The sequence below is a fragment of the Arthrobacter sp. Z4-13 genome (assembly GCF_054792705.1).
Map to the genome: position 1 here is coordinate 2,077,290 of NZ_CP096459.1, position 24,452 is coordinate 2,101,741.

At 65.9% G+C, this 24,452-nt stretch carries 22 protein-coding genes; 6 read left to right on the forward strand and 16 right to left on the reverse strand.

The annotated features are described in order from the left end of the window. Positions 1 to 42: 42 nt before the first annotated feature. Both M1E07_RS11290 and M1E07_RS11295 read left to right on the forward strand, forming a co-directional pair. Entirely contained in the window at positions 43 to 450 is a 408-nt protein-coding gene (locus M1E07_RS11290; RefSeq protein ID WP_461190280.1) for a PEP/pyruvate-binding domain-containing protein, read from the forward strand. A 99-nt stretch (positions 451 to 549) separates the two neighbouring features. After that, the gene (locus tag M1E07_RS11295; protein ID WP_461190380.1) at positions 550 to 816 is read left to right on the forward strand and encodes a PEP-utilizing enzyme; all 267 of its coding nucleotides are present in this window, start codon (positions 550 to 552) and stop codon (positions 814 to 816) included. A 249-nt stretch (positions 817 to 1,065) separates the two neighbouring features. Here the strand turns inward: M1E07_RS11295 and glpK are convergent, their stop codons facing one another. The 3 genes from glpK to M1E07_RS11310 form a co-directional block, all read right to left on the reverse strand. Beyond that, entirely contained in the window at positions 1,066 to 2,580 is a 1,515-nt protein-coding gene (glpK, locus tag M1E07_RS11300) for a glycerol kinase GlpK (RefSeq protein WP_461190281.1), read from the reverse strand. 51 nt (positions 2,581 to 2,631) lie between these two features. Continuing rightward, a complete protein-coding gene (locus M1E07_RS11305) occupies positions 2,632 to 3,381 on the reverse strand; it encodes an MIP/aquaporin family protein (RefSeq protein ID WP_461190282.1) in 750 nt (249 codons plus the stop codon). Between the two features lie 90 nt (positions 3,382 to 3,471). Beyond that, the gene (locus M1E07_RS11310) at positions 3,472 to 5,286 is read right to left on the reverse strand and encodes a glycerol-3-phosphate dehydrogenase/oxidase (RefSeq protein ID WP_461190283.1); all 1,815 of its coding nucleotides are present in this window, start codon (positions 5,284 to 5,286) and stop codon (positions 3,472 to 3,474) included. Between the two features lie 165 nt (positions 5,287 to 5,451). On the opposite strand from M1E07_RS11310, the gene M1E07_RS11315 reads away from it, so the two are divergent. Genes M1E07_RS11315 through M1E07_RS11330 form a run of 4 tightly spaced genes read left to right on the forward strand, consistent with a single transcriptional unit; the run spans position 5,452 to position 9,277 of the window. Continuing rightward, a complete protein-coding gene (locus M1E07_RS11315; RefSeq protein WP_461190381.1) occupies positions 5,452 to 6,384 on the forward strand; it encodes a sugar-binding transcriptional regulator in 933 nt (310 codons plus the stop codon). A 10-nt stretch (positions 6,385 to 6,394) separates the two neighbouring features. Next, the gene (locus M1E07_RS11320) at positions 6,395 to 7,264 is read left to right on the forward strand and encodes an aldo/keto reductase (RefSeq protein WP_461190284.1); all 870 of its coding nucleotides are present in this window, start codon (positions 6,395 to 6,397) and stop codon (positions 7,262 to 7,264) included. Positions 7,265 to 7,271: 7 nt separating this feature from the next. Beyond that, the gene (locus M1E07_RS11325; RefSeq protein WP_461190285.1) at positions 7,272 to 8,201 is read left to right on the forward strand and encodes an alpha/beta fold hydrolase; all 930 of its coding nucleotides are present in this window, start codon (positions 7,272 to 7,274) and stop codon (positions 8,199 to 8,201) included. Continuing rightward, positions 8,198 to 9,277 (forward strand): glycosyltransferase family 4 protein, encoded by a 1,080-nt coding sequence (locus tag M1E07_RS11330; RefSeq protein WP_461190286.1) that lies wholly within the window; start codon positions 8,198 to 8,200, stop codon positions 9,275 to 9,277. The genes M1E07_RS11325 and M1E07_RS11330 overlap by 4 nt, the downstream gene beginning before the upstream one ends. Before the next feature lie 49 nt (positions 9,278 to 9,326). On the opposite strand, the gene M1E07_RS11335 is transcribed toward M1E07_RS11330, so the two are convergent. The 13 genes from M1E07_RS11335 to pyrR all read right to left on the reverse strand — a co-directional run bounded on the left by M1E07_RS11335 (position 9,327) and on the right by pyrR (position 24,436). Then, a complete protein-coding gene (locus M1E07_RS11335) occupies positions 9,327 to 11,474 on the reverse strand; it encodes a primosomal protein N' (RefSeq protein WP_461190287.1) in 2,148 nt (715 codons plus the stop codon). A 94-nt stretch (positions 11,475 to 11,568) separates the two neighbouring features. Continuing rightward, on the reverse strand, positions 11,569 to 12,804 hold the full coding sequence (gene metK / locus M1E07_RS11340; RefSeq protein WP_461190288.1) for a methionine adenosyltransferase: 1,236 nt from the start codon (positions 12,802 to 12,804) through the stop codon (positions 11,569 to 11,571). An 88-nt stretch (positions 12,805 to 12,892) separates the two neighbouring features. After that, positions 12,893 to 14,134 carry a bifunctional phosphopantothenoylcysteine decarboxylase/phosphopantothenate--cysteine ligase CoaBC gene (gene coaBC, locus M1E07_RS11345; protein WP_461190289.1) on the reverse strand — a complete coding sequence of 414 codons (1,242 nt, stop codon included), beginning with the start codon at positions 14,132 to 14,134 and terminating at the stop codon, positions 12,893 to 12,895. A gap of 34 nt (positions 14,135 to 14,168) precedes the next feature. Beyond that, positions 14,169 to 14,429 carry a DNA-directed RNA polymerase subunit omega gene (gene rpoZ / locus M1E07_RS11350; RefSeq protein WP_003800778.1) on the reverse strand — a complete coding sequence of 87 codons (261 nt, stop codon included), beginning with the start codon at positions 14,427 to 14,429 and terminating at the stop codon, positions 14,169 to 14,171. Positions 14,430 to 14,444: 15 nt separating this feature from the next. Continuing rightward, complete coding sequence (gene gmk, locus M1E07_RS11355) at positions 14,445 to 15,041, reverse strand: guanylate kinase (protein ID WP_461190290.1); 597 nt, start codon at positions 15,039 to 15,041, stop codon at positions 14,445 to 14,447. A 47-nt stretch (positions 15,042 to 15,088) separates the two neighbouring features. Further along, positions 15,089 to 15,406: an integration host factor, actinobacterial type gene (mihF, locus tag M1E07_RS11360; RefSeq protein WP_461190291.1), complete on the reverse strand. Its 318-nt coding sequence runs from the start codon at positions 15,404 to 15,406 to the stop codon at positions 15,089 to 15,091. A gap of 110 nt (positions 15,407 to 15,516) precedes the next feature. Continuing rightward, the gene (gene pyrF, locus M1E07_RS11365) at positions 15,517 to 16,377 is read right to left on the reverse strand and encodes an orotidine-5'-phosphate decarboxylase (RefSeq protein ID WP_461190292.1); all 861 of its coding nucleotides are present in this window, start codon (positions 16,375 to 16,377) and stop codon (positions 15,517 to 15,519) included. Continuing rightward, the gene (carB, locus tag M1E07_RS11370; protein WP_461190293.1) at positions 16,370 to 19,684 is read right to left on the reverse strand and encodes a carbamoyl-phosphate synthase large subunit; all 3,315 of its coding nucleotides are present in this window, start codon (positions 19,682 to 19,684) and stop codon (positions 16,370 to 16,372) included. The genes pyrF and carB overlap by 8 nt, the downstream gene beginning before the upstream one ends. Continuing rightward, the gene (gene carA, locus M1E07_RS11375; RefSeq protein WP_461190294.1) at positions 19,684 to 20,988 is read right to left on the reverse strand and encodes a glutamine-hydrolyzing carbamoyl-phosphate synthase small subunit; all 1,305 of its coding nucleotides are present in this window, start codon (positions 20,986 to 20,988) and stop codon (positions 19,684 to 19,686) included. The genes carB and carA overlap by 1 nt, the downstream gene beginning before the upstream one ends. Then, positions 20,969 to 21,490: a PH-like domain-containing protein gene (locus tag M1E07_RS11380; RefSeq protein WP_461190295.1), complete on the reverse strand. Its 522-nt coding sequence runs from the start codon at positions 21,488 to 21,490 to the stop codon at positions 20,969 to 20,971. Before M1E07_RS11380 ends, carA begins: the two co-directional genes overlap by 20 nt. After that, positions 21,490 to 22,824 (reverse strand): dihydroorotase, encoded by a 1,335-nt coding sequence (locus M1E07_RS11385; protein ID WP_461190296.1) that lies wholly within the window; start codon positions 22,822 to 22,824, stop codon positions 21,490 to 21,492. The genes M1E07_RS11380 and M1E07_RS11385 overlap by 1 nt, the downstream gene beginning before the upstream one ends. After that, positions 22,824 to 23,852, reverse strand: a complete 1,029-nt coding sequence (locus M1E07_RS11390) for an aspartate carbamoyltransferase catalytic subunit (RefSeq protein WP_461190297.1) — start codon at positions 23,850 to 23,852, stop codon at positions 22,824 to 22,826. Before M1E07_RS11390 ends, M1E07_RS11385 begins: the two co-directional genes overlap by 1 nt. After that, positions 23,849 to 24,436, reverse strand: coding sequence for a bifunctional pyr operon transcriptional regulator/uracil phosphoribosyltransferase PyrR (gene pyrR, locus M1E07_RS11395; protein ID WP_159825916.1), 588 nt, complete (start codon positions 24,434 to 24,436; stop codon positions 23,849 to 23,851). Before pyrR ends, M1E07_RS11390 begins: the two co-directional genes overlap by 4 nt. Between the last annotated feature and the right edge of the window lie 16 nt (positions 24,437 to 24,452).

Consider the following 24,452-nt stretch of genomic DNA (forward strand, 5'->3'; position numbering starts at 1 on the left):
CTTGAGCCGGGCACTCCGGCTACGTTCATGGCAGGTGACTCCTTGAGCGATGACTTTGGCGATGACTTTGGCGATGACGCTGGCGCTGCCGTTAGTGCCAAACCCTCTGGCGGTGGGCTTTTCCCGCCGCTTGGCGGACCTCTCGCCCTGCCGCGGGACCATACTGGCCGCAAGGCCGCAGCCTTGTCGGAACTGAAATCCGCGGGTTTCCCCGTTCCTCCCGGGTTCGTTGTCACGCGCAGCGTTAGACGCCCGCGCAAAGACCATCAGGATGCGTGGGACCGCCAGCTGCAAACCGCTGCCCTTGCGGCTGGTCCCGGCCCCTATGGGGTCCGCTCGTCGGCGGCGGCCGAGGACCTGCCCGGTGCCTCCTACGCGGGGATGTATGAAAGCTATTTGGACGGCTCCCCTGATGCTGGGCACCCGTCCGATGCCCGGCAACACCTTTGACCGGCTGGCTAACACGGCCCGCAGCACAGCCCGCCTTCCCCGGGCGCCCTGGTAGGCCATCCTGCAAGCCCCGGCCGGGCACGAGGCCGGGTCCGCGTCATCGAAGGTCCCGGGGACTTCGCCGAATTTCAACCAGGCGAGGTCCTGGTTGCCAGCGCAACAGCACCAGCCTGGACTTCGCTGTTTGCCCAAGCGGCAGCGGTGGTCACAGATGGAGGCAGCCTGGCAGCCCACGCCTCCCTGGTCGCCCTCGAATACGGCATCCCGGCAGTAGTCGGAACAGGCACCGCTGCCCAAGTCCTCCATACAGGACAGTTAGTCACCGTAGATGGCAACGCAGGAACAGTAGAAACCCACGAGGACTGAGCGTGGCCAACCTCCGCGAGGAAGGCGGCCCCTGCCCCGCCCGCTTCGCGGTGCCCACCACACCCGGGCGGGGGGCCGCCTTCCTCGCTCCCGTCCGCCCGTTACGGCCAGGGCATCGCAGCACTGTGCCCCACGAATACCAGGCTGACCCGCACGGCAAAAAGGGCCAGGGCTCCCCCGCCATGGTGTGGTGGGCACCGCGAAGCGGGCGGGCGGGGAGCCCCGGCCCTTTTTGTGAATCGCGAGACGTTACCGCACGTCCGCGTCCACCCAATCCATGGACTTCGTCACAGCCTTCTTCCAGAGACGCATCTGACGGTCCTGTTCGGCCTGGTCCAGTTTGGGTTCCCAGCGCTTGTCTTCGGACCAGTTGGAAGACAGTTCGCCGAGGTCCTTCCAGAATCCGACGGCGAGGCCGGCGGCGTAAGCAGCGCCCAGGGCGGTGGTCTCCACCACCTTCGGGCGGATCACGGGGACGCCAAGGATGTCTGCCTGGAACTGCATCAGCGCATCATTGGCCACCATGCCGCCGTCGACCTTCAACTCCGAGAGCGGAACGCCCGAGTCGGCGTTCACCGCGTCAAGCACCTCGCGGGTCTGGAAGGCTGTGGCTTCCAGCGCTGCCCGGGCAATGTGGCTCTTGTTCACGAACCGGGTGAGCCCCACGATGGCGCCCCGGGCGTCTGAGCGCCAGTGAGGCGCAAAGAGGCCGGAGAAGGCCGGAACAATGTACACGCCGCCGTTGTCCTTCACCGAGGCAGCGAGGGTTTCCACTTCAGGGGCGCTGCTGATCATGCCCAGGTTGTCCCGCAGCCACTGGATCAGTGAGCCGGTGACAGCGATGGAGCCTTCCAGGGCGTAGTGGGGTGCCGCGTCCCCCAGTTTGTAGCCGACCGTGGTCAGCAGCCCGTTCTTGGAGTGGACAATTTCCTCGCCGGTGTTGAAGATCAGGAAGCAGCCCGTCCCGTAGGTGTTCTTGGCTTCACCGGTCTGGAACGCAGCCTGGCCAAACGTGGCTGCCTGCTGGTCGCCGAGGATGCCTGCCACCGGAACTTCACGGAGAAGCTGTGAGGTGTGGACCGTTCCGTAGACCTCGGAGGAAGACTTGATCGCCGGCATCATGCTCCGCGGAACGCCGAAGATGCCGAGGATTTCCTCGTCCCACTGCAGTGTGTCCAGGTCCATAAACAGCGTCCGCGACGCATTGGTTACGTCGGTGACGTGGACGCCGCCGTCCACTCCGCCGGTGAGGTTCCACAGGACCCAGGCGTCAGTGTTGCCGAAGACCAGGTCTCCGGCTTCAGCCTTCTGGCGGGCGCCTTCCACGTTGTCCAGGATCCACTTGATCTTGGTGCCGGAGAAATAAGTGGCCAGGGGAAGGCCCACCTTCTGCTTGAAGCGGTCAGCTCCCCCGTCCCGTGCCAGCTGGTCCACGATGTCCTGAGTGCGGGTGTCCTGCCACACGATGGCGTTATAAATAGCTTCGCCGGTGGTCTTGTCCCACACCACGGCGGTTTCACGCTGGTTGGTGATGCCGACGGCGGCAATATCGTGCCGCGTCAGGCTCGCCTTGGAGAGGGCTGAGGCAATGACCTCGCGGGTGTTGTTCCAGATTTCGGCAGGGTTGTGTTCTACCCACCCCGCCTTGGGAAAGATCTGTTCGTGCTCCATCTGGCCGGAGGAGACAATGCTGCCGCCGTGGTCAAAAACGATGGCGCGGGTGCTGGTGGTTCCCTGATCGACGGCGATTACGTACTGGTTCATGGTGACGTCCTTGTCTGTAGCGGTGTGTCGGGCAGTGGTTGAGGTCAGGGGTCAGGCTGCTGCTGTGGCAATGATCGGGACCAGGCGGGCGATGAGGCCGCCCAGAGCCCCGCCAACCAGCGGACCGACCACGGGAATCCACGAATAGCCCCAGTCGCTGGAACCCTTGCCTTTGATTGGCAACAGGGCGTGGGCAATGCGGGGGCCGAGGTCACGGGCGGGGTTAATGGCGTACCCGGTGGGGCCGCCGAGGGAAACGCCGATGCCGACAACGAGAAGTGCCACAGCCAAGGGACCCAGGCCGGAAGGAGTCCCGCCAAAGGTGAGGATCACGAACACCAGCACAAAGGTGCCGATGATCTCGGTCACCAGGTTCCAAGGGGTTGAGCGGATGGCAGGGCCAGTAGAAAACACCCCGAGCTTGCTGGCAACCTCCTCTTCAGCGTCGAAATGCTGCTTGTAAGCGAGCCAGCAGATTACGGCGCCGAGGAACGCCCCTACCATCTCGCCGCCGACATAGGTCAGCGTTGAGGCAATATCCACGGCAACGTCCGGGGCATATTCTTCTGCCCCGTTGACAAGCAGGCCAAGCGTCACGGCCGGGTTCAGGTGCGCCCCGGATTGCGCGGCCACATAGACACCCGCGAAAACTGCAACACCCCATCCCCAGGTGACCATCAGGAACCCGCCGCTGTTGCCTTTGGTCCCCCGCAGGGCGACGTTGGCGACGACGCCGCAACCCAGCAGGGTCAGCATCGCCGTTCCGAAGACTTCGGAAAGGAAAACAATTCCAAGAGACATCTTTGACTCCTCTTATTTTCTGTTGTCAGTCCTTAGCGGGTTGAAGGACCGTGGGCCGGGACGGCCGAGCCGCCCGGCAGCCAGCCTGTCCTATGCGACCAGGCTGTGCGTTTCTACGCGGTGGAACCGCTGCAGCACATCCTGCGCGTGCCGGATCTCGGCTGCGCGTGCTGCGGAGTCCCACCCCAAGGGAACAGCGAGCAGGTCCGCCACCTCATTGAGCAGCTCTCCCGTCACCAGGCCGCGGAAGGCCAGGGAGGTGCGGCGGATGAGGACATCCACGAGGTGTCCCACCTGCTCATGGGCGGCCATGAACGCCAGTTCACGGACACTTAATTCGCGGGTGGAATGCAGCAGACGGTCCGGCCCGTCGTCGAGGTATGCCATCACGGACTCCGCCCGCGTTCCATACCGGGTCAGCAACCCGGCGGTCCGGTCCGCGTCACGGCCGGCCGTCATGTGCTCCTTAATCCACTTCTGCACACTGGCTTCGTCACCAGGGAAGCCGGCACCGCCGCCGATGGCGAGCTGGGCCGTGGACACTTTGCGCTGCATGCCGAGTTCGGCGAGGACGTCGTTGGTGAGGTGTTCCGCCAGCGCCCGGAACGTGGTCCATTTGCCACCCACCAGGCTCAGTACGACGGCACCCGTTCCGGCTGTGCTGCTTCCGGAGCTGCGGCGCTCGATCCGGTAGTCCCGGGAAACGAATCCCGGCTGGGTCGCGTCATGGCGGGGCAGCGGCCGCACACCGGAGAACGTGTAGACGATTTGTTCGCGCGTAACGCCGATGGTGGGGAAGACATGGCCGATGAGTTCGAAGAAGTACTCGATTTCCTCGTCGGTGCACACGGCGTCCTGGGCCATGTCGGCGTCCACGTCCGTGGTCCCGACGAGGACCCGGTCCCCCATCGGATAGATGAGGACGATCCGGCCGTCGGTGTGCTCAAAGAAGATTTCGCGTCCCCCGCAGGCGGCAAGGAGCTCCGGATGGTCGAGCACGATGTGCGAGCCCTTGGTGCCGCCCATAAATGCGGAGGCCGTTCCCATGGCTTTGTTGGTGAGGTCTACCCAGGCGCCCGTGGTATTGACGATGACGTCTGCGGTGAAGTCGAATTCCTCCCCGGTCAGCTCATCCCGCAGCCGCACGGTGCTGCCTTTGCCGGTGCCGCGGTTGGGCTCGCCGGTCATGGATTTCAGTGACAGGTAGTTGCTGGCACGGGCAGTGTTGCCCTGGGCGTTGGCGCCGGATGAATGCCCGGCCTTTTCGCCGTCCTGCAGGACATCGAGCGTGAGCCGCTCGGGGTTGTGCACGGAAGCATCGAAGTAGGTGGCGGTGTACTTGACGTTTGGGCGAAGGCTGGGCAGTTCTGCGAGGGTGCGTTGACGGCCCCTGAACTGGTGGCGCGGCACCGTGCCCCCATCGCGGGAAAACGAGTCGTACAGGCTGAGGCCGAGCTTGATGAGGAAGGCACCGCGTTCCTTGGGCTTTCCCTGCTGCTTGTGGGTGAGGAAACGCAGCGGGGCCGCAAGTACTCCGGAGAAGGTACTGAAGATGGGGATGGTGGTCTGCAGGGGCTTGACGTAGTGCGGTGCGATCCGCAGGAGTCGGTTGCGCTCCACCACCGACTCCCGGACCAGCCGGAATTCGCCGTTTTCAAGGTAACGGATGCCTCCGTGGATCATGTGCGAGGATGCGCCGCTGGCTCCCTGGCAGTAATCACCGCGCTCCACGAGTGCAACGTCCACCCCCTGAAGCGCCAAGTCCCTGAACGTTCCGACGCCGTTGATCCCGCCACCCACTACCAGCACTTTCGCATGCGGACGCAGCCGCAGGTTGTGCACTGATGAGCGCTCGGCTCCCGGCTTCAGTGCAGCGGGGCGGGCGGGTGAATCCTTGGATCCCAAAACGACTCCCTTGGGCTTTATGCGGCGCGGACACAGATAAGTGATCCGCCGTTCTCATCTATTGTTTGGAGTAATGGAAAATGGAGTCAAGCACTATGCACAAACGTGCAGAACGGAGTTCCCGTGGACCCTTCCCGGCACGCTGACGCCCTTCGGGCTGCACAAATGTATTACCTGCAGGACCTCACCATGGACGCCATTGCCCGCGAGCTGCGGACGTCCCGCTCCACGGTTTCGCGGCTGCTGTCCTCGGCCCGGGATTCGGGTTTGGTCCAGGTCCAGATCCGTAACCCCCTGGACACCGGACCGGAGCTGGAGGGCCTGATCCGCCGCCGATATGGAGTTGACGCCCATGTGGTGCCAGTAGTGGAAACACTCAACGAAGCTGAAACGCTTGACCGGGTGGCCATGCAGGCCGCCCGCACCATAGGTCCGCTGGTGGATTCCAACGCCATCATCGGCGTCGCCTGGGGTTCCACCCTCAGCGCCGTCAGCCGGCACCTGACGAGGAAGATCACCCACGACAGCGTGGTGGTGCAACTCAACGGCGCCGGCAATATGCACACAACGGGCATTACCTACGCCAGTGACATCATGCGCCGCTTCGGCAGCGCTTACGGTGCGCGGGTGGAGCAGTTCCCGGTACCTGCCTTTTTCGACCACGCCGCCACCAAGACTGCCATGTGGAATGAACGCAGCGTGCAACGCATCCTCGAACTCCAGGAGAAGATGAGCATCGCCATTTTTGGCGTTGGATCGGTGGACGCCGATTACCCCAGCCACGTGTATGCCGGCGGATACCTGGACGAGAGCGACCTCAACACCCTGGCGACGTCTGACGTCGTGGGCGACGTTGCCACCGTATTCTTCCGCGCTGACGGTTCCTCGGACGGAATCGTCCTGAACGAACGGTCCACCGGCCCGGCCCTCACCGAACTTCGGCAGGTCCGGCGCAGGATCTGCGTAGTTTCAGGGGTCTCCAAGATCAACGGGCTTAAAGGTGCACTGGCGGCGCGCCTGGCTACGGACCTGATCCTCGACGAGGCCACTGCGCGCCGCCTGGTGGGCCTGGAGAGCCTGGCTGTGGCGAGTAGGTAGAGTCATGGCTATGAGGATCTCCCCGCGGCTGAGCCTGAACAACGGCGTGCTGATTGACCAGTTGGGCTACGGCCTGTACAAGGTGCCGTCCTCCGATGCGGCCGGACTCGTTGCCACGGCCCTCGGTTCCGGGTACCGCCACTTCGATACCGCTGCCATGTACGGCAACGAGTCCGGGGTAGCACGCGGCATCAGTACCCAGCTCGGAACGCAGCCAGGCAGCGGCGGTTCCGGTGAACTTTTCCCGGCACCCGCCAGGGCGGACATTTTTGTTACCACCAAGGTATGGAACGACCACCACGGCTATGACGCCACCCTGCGTGCGTTCGACACTTCCATGGTGAACCTTGGCCTGGACTACGTGGACATGTACCTCATCCACTGGCCCTGCCCCCGCCGGGGACTGTTTCCCGAAACATACCGGGCCATGGAGACGCTCTACCGGGAGGGAAAAGTGCGGGCCATCGGTGTCAGCAACTTCCAGCCTGCGCACCTCGACCGGCTGCTGCAGACGGCAGAAGTAACCCCCGCCGTCAACCAGGTCGAGCTGCACCCCTGGCTCCAGCAGCAGGAGCTGCGGAAGATCCATGATGACCTGGGAATCAGGACCCAAGCGTGGAGCCCTTTGGGCCGCGGACACGTGCTGGCGGATCCTGTGGTCCAGGCCTGCGCCGCCGAACACGGCAGGACGCCGGCACAGATCATTCTCCGCTGGCACATACAACTGGGAAACATTGCCATCCCCAAGGCAAGCTCCGAGGCGCGCATTCGGGAGAACCTGGACGTCTTCGGCTTTGAGCTCTCTGCCAGGGACATGGATGCGCTCGCCGGCCTGGACCGGGGACAGCGCACGGGTTCCCATCCGGATAACGTCAATTAGGACCTGCATGAAAACCACATCCCCGGGGCAGTCCCCCGCGCCCGCCTTTTTCAGCCCGGATCTGGCGGGCCGCACCCGCGCCTCTTCCGTGCAGCTCGCCGGTGGGAAGGTGGCCTTCTGGACCTACGAGCCCGTGCTGGCAACCCCTGAAACCCGGACCATCCTGGTGATCCACGGGTTCCGCGGCGACCACCACGGGCTCCTTCGGGTGGCCGACCAGCTTCCGGAGATGAGGATCATCATGCCGGACCTGCCTGGCTTCGGCAGTTCAGACGCTTTCGGGCCCGGGCAACACACAGTGCCCGGCTACGGCATGTTCATCACAGAGTTTATGGCGGCCCTCGGCCTGGGGGCGGACACCGTTCTACTGGGGCACTCGTTCGGGTCAATCATTGCCGCCCATTTCGTGGCCGCCCACCCCGACGCGGTGAATCCCCTGATCCTCGTCAACCCCATCGCCGCGCCCGCCCTGGAAGGTCCCAAAGGCGTGATGACCAAGCTTGCGGTGCTGTACTACCGGCTCTCCGCCCGCCTCCCGCGCCTGCTTGGGCTTGCCCTGCTGCGCAGCCCGGCGATTGTCCGGGTGATGAGTGAAACCATGGCCAAGACCGGCGACCGGGACCTCCGGCGCTTCATCCACGGCCAGCACCACGCGTACTTCAGTGCGTTTGCCAGCCGCGACAGCCTCCTTGAGTCGTTCACCGCCTCCGTCAGCAGCCACGTGGCCGAAGTTGCCGGCAACCTGACCCTTCCGGTGCTGCTGATCGCCGGTGAGAAGGACGAAATAGCCATGCTGCCGGACCAGCACCGGCTCGCCGCACTGCTGTCCGACGGCAAACTCCAGGTCATTCCGGATGTCGGCCATCTGATCCATTACGAGACGCCGGAGCCGGCCGCCCGCTACATCCGAAGCTTCCTCAAGGACCACCCCGCGTGAAAATTGTCATCGATGCCCGTTTCACCAGGACCGACCACCACGACGGCATCAGCCGCTATGGAGCCAGCCTGATCGCGGCCACAGCCAGGATCGCCGACGTTTCCATGCTGATCTCCGATATCCGCCAGCTCGCCCTGCTGCCGGACGTGCCGTACACGCTGATCAACAGCCCCCTGTCCCCCGCGGAACTGTTCGTGGCCCGCAGGATCAACCCGCTGGGCGCGGATGTGGTGGTCTGCCCAATGCAGACGATGGGCAGCTGGGGCCGCAAGTACGGACTGGTCCTGACCTTGCACGACCTTATCTATTACGAACACCCCGCACCCCCGGGGTTCCTGCCCGCCCCCGTGCGGCTGCTCTGGCGCCTCTACCACAAGGCGTACTGGCCGCAGCGCCTCCTCCTCAACCGGGCCGACGTCGTGGCCACCATCAGCCGGACCACCGAGGCCCTGATGGCCAAGTACCGGCTTACGCGCCGGCCGGTCCGGATTGTCAGCAATGCGCCCCAGCCGGCCCAGGAGCCCCGCACCCCGGAAACCGGCGCCGAGCCGTCCCTCGTGTACATGGGCTCCTTCATGCCGTACAAAAACGTGGAAACCATGGTGGCCGGCATGGGAGAACTGCCCGGCTTCACGCTCCACCTGCTCAGCCGGGTCACCCCGCAGCGGCGGGCCGAACTGGAGAAGCTCGTTCCCCCCGGAGCGCATGTGCTCTTCCACAACGGTGTCACCGACGAGGAGTACGCCGCGTTCCTGAAAACAGCAACTGCGCTGGTGAGCCTTTCGCGGGCCGAAGGGTACGGCCTGCCACTCGTCGAGGCCATGGCCCTGGGCACGCCGGTCATCGCCAGCGATATCCCCATTTTCCGGGAAGTGGGCGGTGACGCCGCCAGTTACGTTGATCCGGCGTCGCCCCGGCAGTTCGCGGACGCAGTGAAGAAGCTGCAGGACCGGGAGCTGTGGAAGGAAACCTCGCGGCGTTCTGTTGACCGTGCCGGGGAGTTCAACTGGGATGAGTCGGCCCGCCAGCTCGTGGACGTGGCGCACGGCATTGTGGTCCAGCGCCGCGGCGGATAAAAAGCAGACGCGTGGCGGATCGCACCATCGCCAGAGCAGGTAGGCTCCGCTACAGAACGTCCACGCCGTCCAGGCGCACCTGGACCGGTTCCGCGCTCCGCTTTGCGGCCGTTGCGGCACGGGTTGCGCGCAGGACGCGGGTTACCGCAGCGGCCTGGGCGTAAGGGAAGAACAGGAGGGTCCGGACGTCCTCCGTCGAGCGGCGGGCCGAGGGTGGACCGCTGAGGATGACTGGCGCAGGGCCGGCAGTACGGAGGAGGACCCCGGATTGCTCCAGTTGGGCTGCCACTGCACCTGAGTAATGCTCGACGGCGGCCCGGGGGCCGGTGAGCGAGGCAATGCGCACCGCCGGAGGAAGCTGCAGCTCCGCCCGCAGGGAGAGCTCACGCTGGGCGTAACCTGCAGGATCCCATCTCAGCAGCGCACCCACTGCGCCGGTGTCTGATGCCGTAACCACCACAAGGCCTCCTTCCGCGCCAGGCCGGACCAGGGCCGCTGCATTGAACCAGCGACGCACGGTATCTTCGCCCGCCCGCAGCGTCTCGCGGCGCAGCAGGGAATCACCGTCCAGCAGCAAGGCGGCGGCGTATCCCCCTTCTGCCAGTGGCTCGGCTCCCACCGTAGCCACCACCAGGGCCTTGCCGCTGGTCACTCGTGCCTTGACCTGGTCACCCGAGGACGTGATGACGGTTTTACCGGGAAAGGCCCGGCCCAGCTCCTCGGCCGTCCGGATCACGCCTGTTGCACCCCGCCGGAGCTTCGGGCTGTTGCAGTGCGTGCAGTGCCAGGCGGGCGCAGGGGTGGAGCACCACCGGCATTGGGGCAGCGCGGACGTGCCGCTGGCCCCAGTCACGGCCAAAGGACCCTGGCAGGCACCACAGCGTGCCGGCTCCCGGCAGCTGTCACACACCAGCGACGGCGCGTAGCCGGCACGGGCCACCTGGACCAGGACGGGCCCCCGTTCGAGGCCCTCCTTGGCCGCGCGCCACGCAGCGCCCGGAAGGCGTGCAATCCTTGCCAGCGGGTCCCGTTCCTGTTCAAAGCTGTCCGCCGTATTTACCACGCGCGGGACGGTGCGGCGGACCAGTGTACGGTCGGCCTCGACAGGCAGGGCCCAGCCTGTGTCCACGAGCCGTTGGACTTCCGTGCTGCGTGCGTGTCCGGCCAGGAGGCAGGCGGCCCCCGCTTGTTCGGTGCGCAGAAGCAGGACTTCGCGGGCGTGGGCATAGGGCGCGCGTTGCTCGATGTGGAGGTCGTCGCCGTCGTCCCAGCACACCACGAGGCCCAGGTCCTTGACCGGAGCATAGGCAGCGGACCGGGTTCCGATGGCCACGCGTGCGGTTCCGGCCAGGAGCCGCAGGAAGTTCCGGTAACGGGGCGTGGGCCCGTCCTCCGCCGTCAGGCGTGCTACCGCGTGATCCGGCAACAGTGCCCGCACCGCTTCTTCAAGCCGGTCCAGGTCCCGGTTGTCCGGCACCACGGCAACGGCTCCCCGGCCGGAAGCGTAGGCGGCGGCAATGGCCTGGGCCAACAGCTGCGGCCAGCCGGCGGAGCCGTAACCCTGAAGAGGATTCAGCACCGCCCGTGGCGAGCCGCCGTCGTTCAGGTGGCGCAGGAAAGCAGCGCCGTTCCGGTATCTAGCCCAAGCATGGTCCACCCCGGGCTCTTTCCCGGCACCAATGGGGTCCACCGCCACCTCTGCCGGGGTTTCCCCGGAAGCGGGATAGGTCTTTTCCAGTCGCGCAACCCGCGGGGGAACCGCAACACGGAGGACGTCGCTGACGGTACCCGCGTACCGGGAGGCGACGGCGGTGACCAGGTCGCGGACCTCCGGCGCCAGGACGGGAACCGGGGAAACAATTTTCGTCAGCGGCACCAGGATGTGGCCGGCGTCGGACTCCGCCACCCGCTCCATAAGGAACCCGGTGAGGTCCTGGCCGTTGAACTTGACCTTGACCCTGACCCCGGGCTGCGCATCCTCATCGAGGGCGGCAGGAACACCGTAATCGAATGGGCGGTCCAGGTGGGGCAGGGAGGATTCCACGAGCACCCTGGCCACCGGGAGATGGGCTGCGAACTGCGGGCCGGGTAGCTGTTTACGGGAAGGGAAGCCCTGCAGCAGGGACGGCTGCACCGCTGCCGGCAGATCCAGTAGCGGCTGTGCGGAATCGTCAGCAACCAACGCGGCTACCTCCATTCAGCATCACCGGGTGGACCTGGTCAGTAAAACACCCGGCCCTGACATTCCACCCAGTACCGGCATTTGTGCAGGAACCTGCGACGCCGGCCGTTTAGGCGTTGAAGAACGCCTTCAGGTCATCAACGCGGTCCAGGCGCTCCCAGGTGAAGTCCGGATCGTCCCGGCCGAAGTGGCCGTGGGCGGCCGTCTTGGCGTAGATGGGCCGCTTCAGGTCCAGGGCGTCGATAATGGCGCGGGGACGCAGGTCAAAAATCTCGGCGATGGCAGCGCTGATCCGGGCCGGGTCAACGGTTTCAGTTCCGAACGTCTCCACGTAAGTGCCCACAGGGCGTGCCTGGCCGATTGCGTAGGCGATCTGGATCTCCGCGCGCTTGGCCAGGCCGGCCGCAACAACGTTTTTGGCAACCCACCGCATGGCGTACGCGGCGGAGCGGTCCACCTTGGAGGGGTCCTTGCCCGAGAAGGCACCGCCGCCGTGGCGGGCCATGCCGCCGTAAGTATCAACGATGATCTTCCGCCCGGTCAGGCCGGCGTCTCCGACAGGGCCGCCAATGACAAATTCACCGGCCGGGTTGAGGATGTTCGCGGCGCGGGAAATGTCCAGGTTGGCACCTGCCAAAACCGGCTCGATGACGATGGAGGCGAGGTCCGCGCGGAGCTGTTCCAGGCTTGCGCCTTCGGCGTGCTGGCTGGAGATGACCACGGTTTCCACGGAGACCGGCAGGTCCTTGTCATAGCCGACAGTCACCTGGGTCTTGCCGTCGGGGCGGAGGTAGGGCAACTCCCCCGACTTGCGGACTTCGGTGAGCCGCTCCGAGAGGCGATGCGCCAGCCAGATCGGCGTGGGCATGTAGGAGGGGGTCTCGTCACTCGCGTAGCCGAACATCAGGCCCTGGTCGCCGGCGCCTTGGAGGTCGTAGTCGTCCTCCTGGCGTCCTTCGCGGGCCTCGAGGGAGTTGAAGACTCCTCCGGCGATGTCATTGGACTGCTGGCCGATGGACACGGACACGCCGCAGCGGGCGCCGTCGAATCCGTTGGCCGAGGAGTCGTAGCCGATGCCCAGGATGGTCTCGCGTACGATCTGTGGGATTTCGACGTAGGCGTCGGTGGTGACCTCACCGGCCACGTGGACCAGGCCGGTGGTGGCCATGGTTTCCACGGCGACACGCGATTCCGGGTCCTTGTCCAGCAGCGCGTCAAGGATGGCGTCACTGATCTGGTCGCAGATCTTGTCCGGGTGGCCCTCGGTGACCGACTCGGAGGTGAAGAGCCGGAGCGCGGAGGGCGTGGCCGCGTGGGACTGGGGAAGGTGCAGCGGTAAAGTCACTCAACTACCTTACTGGTTGGGATCCGTACTCCCCGCAGGGAGACGGCAGCAGATGTCCCCGTGCTAAGCAAACGTGGCCCGAAACACTTCAGACGCGGGGCGAAACGTGATTCAGTTCAAAGCCGATCCGGCTGATGATGGCCGCCGACACGTCCGTCTTGGTCCCGGCCGCCTCCTGCGGTTCGGAACCGGACCTGGAGAGGATGACAACGGAATTGGTGTCCTGCCCGAAGACCTTGTCCGCGCCCACATGGTTCACCACCAGCAGATCGCAGCCTTTCCGCTCCAGCTTCGCTTCGGCGTAAGCCAGCACGTCGCCGTGGCTGTCACCGGTTTCGGCTGCGAAGCCAACTATCAGCTGCTGCCTCTTCCCGTGGCCGGCGCTGTTCCGGAGTTCCACCAATTCGTGCAGGATGTCCGGGTTGCGGACCAATGTAATGACCGGGTCAACGCTGTCATCGCGCTTTTTGATTTTGGTGTCCGAAACCTCCGCCGGGCGGAAGTCAGCCACTGCGGCGGACATAATCACGACGTCGGAATCGGCCGTGGCTGCCAGCGCTGCCTCCCGCAGCTGCAGGGCAGTCTCCACGGGCACCACTTCCACGCCGGCCGGCGCCGGAACCTCCATGTGTGCTGCGAGCAGGCGCACGGTGGCGCCGGCATTCCGCGCGGCGACGGCCAGCGCGACTCCCTGCTTGCCGGAGGACCGGTTGCCCAGGAACCGCACGGGGTCCAGGGGTTCACGGGTTCCGCCCGCGCTGATGGTGACGGTCCGTCCGGCCAGCGGCAGCTGGTAATCAGACTCACCCTGGACCAGGGCCATGGCGGCGTCGAAAATCACCTCGGGCTCGGGCAGCCTGCCCGGACCGGAATCAGAACCCGTCAGCCTGCCGGTTGCCGGCTCGAGGACGGCCACCCCGCGGCTCCGCAGTGTTTCCACGTTGGCCCGGGTGGCGGCGTGCTGCCACATCTCGGTGTGCATGGCCGGGGCGAACAGTACCGGGCCATGGGCCATCAGCAGGGTGTTGGTGAGGAGGTCCCCTGCCTGTCCGGTGGCTGCCTTGGCCAGGAGGTCAGCGGTGGCCGGCGCGATGACCACCAGATCGGCTTCGTGGCCCAGGCGGACGTGGTTGACCTGGTGGACGTCGTCGAAAACGCTGTTGCTGACCGGATTCCCGGACAGCGCCTCCCAGGTGGCGGTACCAACAAAGCGGGTGGCCGCCTCCGTGGGGATCACTGTGACGTGATGGCCGGCTTCAGTAAAAAGCCGGAGGAGCGATGCCACCTTGTAGGCGGCTATCCCTCCCCCGACTCCGAGGACTATGCGCACGTGACCTCCGTCAACAGCACGTCAGGCGGCAGTATTACTCCGCAGCTTCGATCGGCGTGGAAACCAGCTTGCCTTCATTGATCTCGCGCAGGGCGATCGAAAGCGACTTTTCGTTCAGCTTGGTGTCTACCAGCGGGCCGACGTATTCGAAGAGGCCCTCGTGCAGCTGGGCGTAGTAAGCGTTGATCTGACGAGCACGCTTGGCACCAAAGATCACCAGGCCGTACTTGGAGTCTGCTGCTTCGAGCAGCGAGTCGATCGGCGGGTTGATGATGCCTTCAAGGTTCGTGGACACGAATTCTCCAAAATTCTAGCGGGCTGACCGTTCCGGCGTTCCGTGCGGATGCGGGGTCAGCCCCATGAGTGAAACAAGCTCGTCCGCTGCCCGGCGAACGTCGTCATTGATGACGGTGTGGTCGAACTCCGGTTCAGCAGCAAGTTCCAGTTTAGCGGTTTCCAGCCGGCGCTGCTGTTCCTCGGGTGTTTCGGTGCCGCGGCCCACCAGCCGGCGGACCATTTCGTCCCAGCTCGGCGGCGCGAGGAAGACAAACTGGGCGTCCGGAACGGCAGCCTTGACCTGGCGCGCACCCTGCAGGTCGATCTCCAGCAGCACGGACTTGCCTTCGGCGATGGCCTGGTTCACGGTGCTCTTCAGCGTTCCGTAGGTGTTCTGGCCATGGACTACTGCCCACTCGAGGAACTCGCCCTCGGCGACGAGCCGCTCGAAGTCCTCCTTCGCCTTGAAAAAGTAGTGGACGCCGTCAACTTCGCCCGGCCGGGGTGCCCGGGTAGTGGCTGATACGGAAAGCCAAACTTCGGGGTAGTTGTCCCGGATGAAGGTGGACACGGTGCCTTTGCCAACAGCCGTCGGACCAGCGAGGACTGTCAGTCCAGGTTTTTTACTCACGTATTCCTTTGTGCCGGAGTTCGGGGAAAGCGCCGGAGGTATCCGCGCTAGTTTTCGTCTATAAAATCTACCAGCGCCCGGCGCTGGTGGACGCCGAGGCCGCGGAGCCTGCGGGAGGCCGCAATCCCCAGTTGCTTCATGATCGCGGCTGCCCGGACTTTGCCAACGCCCGGCAGTGCCTCCAACAGCTCCGAAACCTTCATCCGCGCCATGGCTTCATCCTCCACGGCCGAATTGATGATGTCGGCTGCGGATTTCGCACCGTTCTTGAGGCTTTCCTTGGCCGCCGCCCGGGTTGCCCTGGCTGCCGCCGCCTTGTTCAAGGCATCAGTTCGTTCCGATGCGGATAAGGGTCGCAGCACCATGGTGGGACACCCCCGGATCTGGGTGGTTACGTCCAGGGCGGCCGCCTTTGGACATGTCCTGAAACTACCCTTTGGTGCTGCCCGAATCAATGCATCGGAGGAAACGGCAGCTATTCGCCCCGCAACCCGTCAAGCGTCCGCTGGGCGGCCTCCCGCAGTGCCAGCGGCTGCGGGCCGGCAGAAAGGATGTCCCTGCTGGAAGTTCCCAGTACCTGCGGATAGGCGCTGCCGAACGTGGCACGCAAGTGGGCCGGCGTGGCACCCTGCGCTCCCAGGCCCGGCGCCAGGATGGGGCCGCGCATGGCGGCGAGGTCCACGTCGAGGTCGGAGAGGGCCGAGCCAACGGTTGCACCCACCACGAGGCCAACCGAGCCGAGCTCCCCCGAGTAGCGGCGGTTTTCGCTGCCGGCCGCCAGGGCGATCCGGCGTGCCACGGAGTCCGCTCCCCCGACGTGCTGGACCGAGGCACCCTCGGGATTGGACGTCAAGGCGAGGACAAAAACACCACGTCCCGTGTCCGCAGCCAAATCGAGGGCCGGACGCAGTGACTCGAAGCCAAGGTAGGGGCTAAGCGTCACCGAGTCGGCGGCCAACGGCGAACCGTCGCGGAGCCAAGCATCCGCGTAGGCCGCCATTGTGGAACCGATGTCCCCGCGCTTTGCGTCGGCGATGGTGAGCACAGCCTCGTCCCGGGCCAGGGCAAGGAGTTCCTCCAGGACAGCCATCCCGGCGGAGCCGTGGCGCTCGTAAAGCGCCACCTGCGGCTTGACCGCGGCTGCGACGGAGGCCACGGCGTCCAGGACCGTGAGGGAAAACGCGCGCAGGCCCTCGACGTCGTCGTTCAGCCCCCAGGCGGCCAGCAGGGACGGGTGGGGATCAATGCCCACGCACAGCGGGCCGCGCGCGGCCATCGCGGCGCCAAGCCGGGAGCCAAAGGACTCCCGGCCGGCGCCTGATTCCTGCTCAGGCATGCTGCAGGGCCGCCTTCTGGGAATCGGCCAGGGCAGCCGCGTGCTCCTGCAGGCTGGTGACCGACCATTGGTAGGTGCGCATCGCCTCGATGGCCTGGACGGCTGCGTTGAATTCGGCCACCGTCGTGATGCAGGGGATGCCGATGGACGTAGCAGCGGCGCGGAGTTCGTAGCCGTCGCTGCGGGCTTCGCCGCCGGAGGGGGTGTTGAAGACCATGTCGATCTCGCCGGCGATCACGAGGTCGGCGATGGTGCCTTCGCCTTCGGCGCTGCTGCCTTCTGCCACCTTCCGGACCGGCGTGGCCTGGATACCGTTGCGGCGCAGGACATCGGCGGTGCCGCCGGTGGAGACGATCTCGAAGCCGAGGTCGGAGAGCCGCTTGACGCCCATGATGACCGAACGCTTGTCGCGGTTGGCCACCGAGACGAAGATCTTGCCTTCGGTGGGCAGCGCGTTGTTGGCCGCTGCCTGGCTCTTGGCAAAAGCGGTATCGAAGTGCTTGTCGATGCCCATGACCTCGCCGGTGGAGCGCATCTCCGGTCCAAGGAGGGAGTCAACCACCTTGCCCTCAAGGGTGCGGAAGCGGCTGAAGGGCAGGACTGCTTCCTTGACGGATACGGGGGCGTCCAGGGGCAGGGTGGAGCCGTCCCCCACCTCGGGCAGCATCTTGTAGGCGCTGCGGAGCTGGCCGATGGTGACGCCGGTGCCGATCAGGGCCGCGGCTTTGGCCATCTGAACGCCGGTGGCCTTGGATACGAACGGTACGGTCCGGGACGCGCGGGGATTGGCTTCGAGGACGTACAGCACGTCGGAGGCCAGCGCGAACTGGATGTTGATGAGGCCGCGCACGCCCACGCCTTCGGCGATGGCACGGGTTGCTGTCCGGACCCGCTCCAGGACGTTGGCGCCCAGGGTGATGGGCGGCAGGACGCACGCGGAGTCACCGGAATGGATGCCGGCTTCCTCGATGTGCTCCATGATGCCGCCCAGGTACATGTCGGTGCCGTCAAAGAGGGCGTCGACGTCAATTTCGACGGCGTCCTCCAGGAAGCGGTCGATCAGCACCGGGTGGTCCGGGGTGATTTCGGTGGCGTTGGCGATGTACCGGGACAGGTTGGGCTCGTCGTAGACGATTTCCATGCCGCGGCCGCCGAGGACGTAGGACGGCCGGACCAGCACGGGGTAGCCGATCTCGTCCGCGATCTTCTTGGCGTCCTCGAAGGACACTGCCGTGCCGTTCTTCGGGGAGATCAGGCCGGCCTTGTCCAGGACCCGGGAGAACGCGCCGCGGTGCTCGGCCAGGTCAATGGCTTCCGGGGACGTCCCGAGGATGGGCACGCCCGCGTCCGCCAGCTGCTGGGCCAGCTTGAGGGGGGTCTGGCCGCCAAGCTGGACGAAGACGCCCATCACGCCGCCGGTGCGTTCCTCGGCCGCGATGACCTCCAGCACGTCCTCGAGCGTCAGCGGCTCGAAGTACAGGCGGGTGGAGATGTCGTAGTCCGTGGAAACAGTCTCCGGGTTGCAGTTAACCATCACCGTCTCATAGCCGGCCTTGCGCAGAGCCATGGAGGCGTGCACGCAGGAGTAGTCGAACTCGATGCCCTGGCCGATGCGGTTGGGGCCGGACCCGAGGATCAGGATGGACGGCTTGGAGTGCAGCGCAACCTCGTCCTCCTCGTCGTAGGCCGAGTAGTGGTAGGGGGTGTACGCGGCGAATTCCGCAGCGCAGGTATCCACGGTCTTGTAGACGGGGCGGATGCCCAGCGCCTGGCGGACGCCGCGGACCACTGCTTCAGAGTTGTGCGTCAGTGCGCCGATCTGCTCGTCGGAGAAGCCGTGGCGCTTGGCGCGCTGAAGCATGTCTGCCGTGAGCGCGCCGGCCTGGCGGATTTCGCGGGAGATCTCGTTGAGCAGCTGGAGCTGGTCCAGGAACCAGGGATCGATCTTGGTGGCTTCGAAGAGGTCCTCCACGCTGGCGCCGCCCAGGAGGGCGCGCTGGACCTGGTGCAGCCGGTCCGTCGTCGGGCGCTTTGCCTTTTCGATGAGCTCAGCCACTTGCCATTCGGGAACGGAGCTGAAGTCCAGCTGGGAGCCCTTCTGCTCCAGTGACCGCAACGCCTTCTGCAGGGCCTCGGTGAAGTTGCGGCCCATGGCCATGGCCTCGCCCACCGACTTCATGGTGGTGGTCAAGGTGTTGTCCGCCGCCGGGAACTTCTCGAACGCGAAGCGCGGCACCTTGACCACCACGTAGTCGAGGGTGGGCTCGAAGGACGCGGGGGTCTTCTGGGTGATGTCGTTGGGGATCTCATCCAGCGTGTAGCCCAGGGAGAGCTTGGTGGCGATCTTGGCGATGGCGAAGCCGGTGGCCTTGGATGCCAGCGCCGAGGAGCGGGACACGCGGGGGTTCATTTCGATGACCACCACGCGGCCGGTGGCGGGATCGATGGCGAACTGGATGTTGCAGCCGCCGGTATCGACACCAACTTCGCGGATGACGGCGATGGAGATGTCGCGCAGCCGCTGGTATTCACGGTCGGTGAGGGTGAGGGCAGGCGCCACCGTGATGGAGTCACCGGTGTGGACACCTACGGGGTCGAAGTTTTCGATGGAGCAGACCACCACGACGTTGTCGTTCTTGTCCCGCATCATCTCGAGCTCGTATTCCTTCCAGCCGAGGATGCTCTCTTCGAGCAGAACCTCGCTGGTGGGGCTGTACTGCAGGCCCTGGCCCACAATGCGGCGGAGGTCGTCCTCGTTGTAGGCAAGGCCGGAGCCCAGGCCGCCCATGGTGAAGGAGGGGCGGACCACCATCGGGTAGCCCAGGTCAACAGCCGCCTTGAGGGCCTCGTCCATGGTGTGGATGATGTGGCTGCGCGCGGACTCGGCGCCGCAGCGCTCCACCACGCCCTTGAACTTTTCACGGTCCTCGCCGAGTTCAATCGCCGCAATGTTGGCGCCGATGAGCTCCACGTTGTACTTCTCGAGCACACCGTTCTTGTCCAGGGCGATGGCAGTGTTCAGCGCTGTCTGGCCACCCAGGGTGGGCAGGACGGCGTCGGGACGCTCCTTGGCAATGATCTTCTCCACCACCTCGGGGGTGATGGGTTCGATGTAGGTGGCGTCGGCGAACTCCGGGTCGGTCATGATGGTGGCCGGGTTCGAGTTGACCAGGATGACCCGCAGGCCTTCCTCTTTGAGGACCCGCAGTGCCTGCGTGCCGGAGTAGTCGAATTCGGCGGCCTGGCCGATGACGATCGGGCCGGAACCAATGACGAGGACGCTTTTGAGATCTGTACGTTTCGGCATTACTTCTTGTCCTCAGTCTTGTTGTCGTTTTTGTGGTCCGCGCCGGCGGGATGAGCAGAATCCACCGGATCCTTGGAGAGGTTGGCGGTCCTGCCGTCCCGCGTCCCCTCCATCAGATCGATAAAGCGGTCGAACAGGTAGGCGGCGTCGTGCGGGCCGGCCGCTGCTTCGGGGTGGTACTGCACGGAGAAGGCGGGGATGTCCAGGCAGGCGAGGCCTTCAACGACGTCGTCGTTCAGGCTGACGTGGCTGACCTCGACGCGGCCGTACCGTTCCTCGGGAGCCTGGGTGGCGCCGTCGAGCGGTGCGTCCACGGCGAAGCCGTGGTTCTGGGAGGTGATTTCCACCTTGCCCGTCCGGCGGTCCATCACGGGCTGGTTGATGCCGCGGTGGCCGTAGCGCAGCTTATAGGTGCCAAAGCCCAGAGCGCGGCCCAGGATCTGGTTGCCGAAGCAGATGCCGAAGTAGGGCAGCTTCTCGTCCAGGACGGAGCGGAGCAGGTTGACCTGGGCATCGGCCGTGGCGGGGTCGCCGGGGCCGTTGGACATAAAGAAGCCGTCCGGGTTGACGGCCTTGACGTCTTCCAGGGTGGCGGTGGCCGGGAGCACGTGGACGCGGACGCCGCGCTCCGCGAACCGGACGGGCGTCATGGCCTTGATGCCGAGGTCGACGGCGGCGATGCTGAAGCGGGCATCCCCGTCCCAGCCGTGGTCCTTTGGTTCCACCACGTAGGCCTGATCAACGCTGACTTCCTCAGCCAGCCGGGCGCCCTCCATCGGGGCGCTGGCCAGCACAGCGTCCACCAGTTCCTTGTCCGTGGCCTGGGCGGCTTCGCCGGAGAAGATGCCGGCCCGCATGGTCTTGTGCTCGCGCAGGTGGCGGGTGATGGCCCGGGTGTCCACGCCCTGGATGCCCACGATGCCCTGGGCCACGAGTTCTTCGTCCAGGGAGCGCTCGGAGCGCCAGTTGGACGGGCGGCGGGCGGCGTCGCGGACGATGTAGCCGGCCACCCAGATGCGGCGGGATTCGGCGTCGTCATTGTTCACGCCGGTGTTGCCGATGTGCGGTGCGGTCTGCACCACCAGCTGCCGGGCGTAGGAGGGGTCGGTGATGGTTTCCTGGTAGCCGGTCATCCCGGTGGCGAAGACTGCCTCGCCCAGGGCGGTTCCGGTGGCGCCGTAGCTGCTTCCGCGGAAGATGCGGCCGTCTTCAAGGACGAGCGCAGCGGGAGCTGATACAGGAGCGGAAACTGGGGCGGATACTGCGGTGTTTGTTGTCACTGTCTTACTTTCCACTATTGGCATCAGCCGCGGGGGCCGAAGAAATCAATTCCTGAAGTGCTGCGAAAACAACGTTCCTGTCCTCCGCGCGGCGGGTCCGGAAGCCGGTGTCCAGATCGTGGCTGCCGTGGACCCAGGAAAGGACCAGGAGGCCGTCCTTTTCCACAAACTTGCCGGCCATGCCGCTGTCCAGCCGTACCCCGGAGAGGGACGTTGCGGGAATGTACAGCGCCGGTGCTCCGGCACGGTCAAAGAGGACGCCGTCCGGGTAGACCTTCATGGTGGCATTGGTCCGGATGCCGAGCCCGTGCACCGCGATCCGGTCCAGCCAGTCACCGCCGGTGGTGGACGCGACGTACTGGCCCTCGGCGCTGGTAAGGGGCTCCCCCGGCGCCTCGGGCACCAAAGGCAACTGTTCGACGTCGGCCTGGCGCTTCAGGCGGTTCCGCCAGCCGACCCAGATGAGGCCGAAGGCTGCGGCGATGAGGGCCAGCGTGATGACCAGCGAGAGCAGCTGGGTGTCCATCAGGCAGCGCCCACGGACGCCGCGTGCGGGTACGGGGTGTTGAGTTCGCCGTCAAGGACGGTGGGGTGACCCTTGAAGAACGTGGCAACAACCTTGCCGGGCAGTTCCATGCCCTTGAACGGGGAGTTCCGGCCCATGGTTGCCATCTTCGCAGGCTCAACCGTCCAGCGCGCGGCCGGGTCCACGAGAATGATGTTGGCGGGCTCCCCCGCTTCCAGCGGCCGGCCCTGGTCCTCGAGGCGGCCGATGTGGGCCGCGGCGGCAGAGGTCACCCGGGCAAAATCGGCCCACGTGATCAATCCGGTTTCGATCATGGTGTGCTGCACCACGGACAGGGCGGTTTCCAGCCCGGTCATGCCCATGGCGGCCTGCGCCCACTCGCATTCCTTGTGCTCGCTGGGGTGCGGCGCATGGTCAGTTCCCACAACGTCGATGGTGCCATCCGCGAGGCCCGCGCGCAGGGCCTGCACGTCGGCGTTTGTACGCAGCGGCGGGTTGACCTTGTAGACGGGGTCGTAGCTGCGGACCAGGTCATCGGTCAGCAGCAGGTGGTGCGGGGTGACCTCCGCCGTGACGTTGATGCCGCGCTCCTTGGCCCAGCGGATGATTTCCACCGAGCCGGCCGTCGAAACGTGGCAGACATGCAGCCGGGAACCGACGTGCTGGGCCAGCAGCACATCGCGGGCAATGATGCTTTCCTCGGCAACAGCGGGCCACCCGGCGAGTCCCAGCACCGCGGACACCTCGCCCTCGTTCATCTGGGCGCCGGCGGTCAGCCGCGGTTCCTGCGCGTGCTGCGCCACCACGCCGTCGAACGCCTTGACGTATTCCAGCGCCCTGCGCATGAGTACGGGGTCATGGACGCAGATGCCGTCGTCGGAGAACATACGGACCCTTGCGCGGGAGTCGGCCATGGCGCCAAGCTCGGCGAGCTGCTCGCCGGCCAGCCCCACGGTAACGGCGCCCACGGGGCGCACGTCCACCCAGCCGGCCCTCTGGCCCAGGCTGAACACCTGCTCCACCACGCCCGCCGTATCGGCAACGGGAGTGCTGTTGGCCATGGCATGAACGGCGGTGTAGCCGCCCAGGGCAGCAGCGCGGGTTCCGGTCTCGACGGTTTCGGCGTCCTCGCGGCCCGGCTCGCGGAGGTGCGTGTGGACATCCACCATGCCGGGCAGCGCCACCAGGCCGGTGGCGTCGATAACAGTGGCCCCGTCAGCGGTAAGGCCCGTTCCGGTTTCAGTGATCACGCCGTCGCGGATCAGCAGGTCGGCCGGCTCGCCGCCCAGGATTGAGGCGCCGCGGATCAGATAGGTTCCGGTGTTGCCTGCCATCAGTTGCTCTCCTTGGTGGAATGGGTGCTGCCGGCATATGCCAGGGCCGGTGTGGCGGCCGGCTCGCGGGTGTCCCCGGAGAGCAGCAGGTAAAGGGCGGCCATCCGCACGGACACGCCGTTGCGCACCTGGGCCAGGACGGTGGAGCGGGGGGAATCGGCGGCGGCCGCGGAGATTTCCAGGCCACGGTTCATGGGGCCGGGGTGCATGATGATCGTGTCCTTCATGCCCAATGCATCCAGCGCCCGCAGCCGGTTGTCGTCGAAGCCCCAACGGCGGGAGTATTCCCGGGTGCTGGGGAAGAAGGAGGCGTTCATGCGTTCGCCCTGGACGCGGAGCATCATCACGGCGTCAACGCCCTGCTCGATGGTTTCGTCCATGTTGTAGCTGACCTTGCAGGGCCACTTTTCGACGCCGATGGGCAGCAGGGTGGGCGGCGCCACGAGCGTGACGTCGGCACCGAGGGTGCGCAGGAGCCAAACGTTGGAGCGGGCCACGCGGGAGTGCAGGACGTCTCCGGCGATGGCCACGCGCATGCCTTTGAGATCGGCGCCCTCTGAGCCGGTTCCGGACAGTCGCGCCCAGTGGCGGCGCATGGTGAACGCATCCAGCAGCGCCTGGGTGGGGTGCTCATGCGTGCCGTCGCCGGCGTTGATGACCGCGGCGTCGATCCAGTCCGTCGCGGCCAGCCGGTGCGGTGCTCCGGAGGCCCAATGCCGGATCACGACGGCGTCCGCACCCATCGCGGACAGCGTCTGGGCAGTGTCCTTGAGGGACTCCCCCTTGGAGACCGAGGAGCCCTTGGCGGCAAAGTTGATGACGTCCGCGGAGAGCCGCTTGGCGGCCGCTTCGAAGGAGATGCGGGTGCGCGTGGAGTCCTCGAAAAAGAGGTTGACCACGGTGCGGCCGCGGAGGGCCGGCAGCTTCTTGACCTCGCGGTCACCCACGGCAGCCATCTCCTCGGCGGTGTCGAGGATGCGGATGGCGTTGGTGAGGCTGAGGTCTTCAGTGGAGAGCAGGTGCTTCACGAGCGGCCCTCGATGACTACTTCGTTGACCGGCGTGCCGCCCGGGGCGGTGTCGGTTTCTTCGAGCCGGACCCTGACCTTTTCAGCGGATGACGTGGGCAGGTTCTTGCCGACGTGGTCTGCGCGGATGGGCAGTTCGCGGTGGCCGCGGTCGATCAGCACGGCGAGCCGGACGATGCGGGGCCGGCCCAGGTCGACGAGGGCGTCCAGGGCGGCACGGATGGTGCGGCCCGAGTACAGGACGTCGTCGATGAGGACCACCACCTTGTTGTCGATGCCCGTCCGCGGGAGCTTGGTGGGGTACGGCGGGCGCGTGCCCTGGTGCGAGAGGTCGTCGCGGAACATGGTGACGTCCAGCTGGCCGACGATCGCGGCGGCGTCCACGCCTGGATCAGCGGCGGCAATTTTCTCGGCAAGCCTGGCGGCCAGCGGGTACCCGCGCCGGGGAATGCCGAGCAGGACGAGGTCCTGGGAACCTTTGTTGGCCTCGAGGATCTCATGGGCGATACGAGTGAGGGCCCGGTCTATGTCAGCCTGGCTGAGGACTACCCTGGCTGGAACCGGTGCGCTGGTGACAGAAGTCAACGCTCGTCTCCCCTTT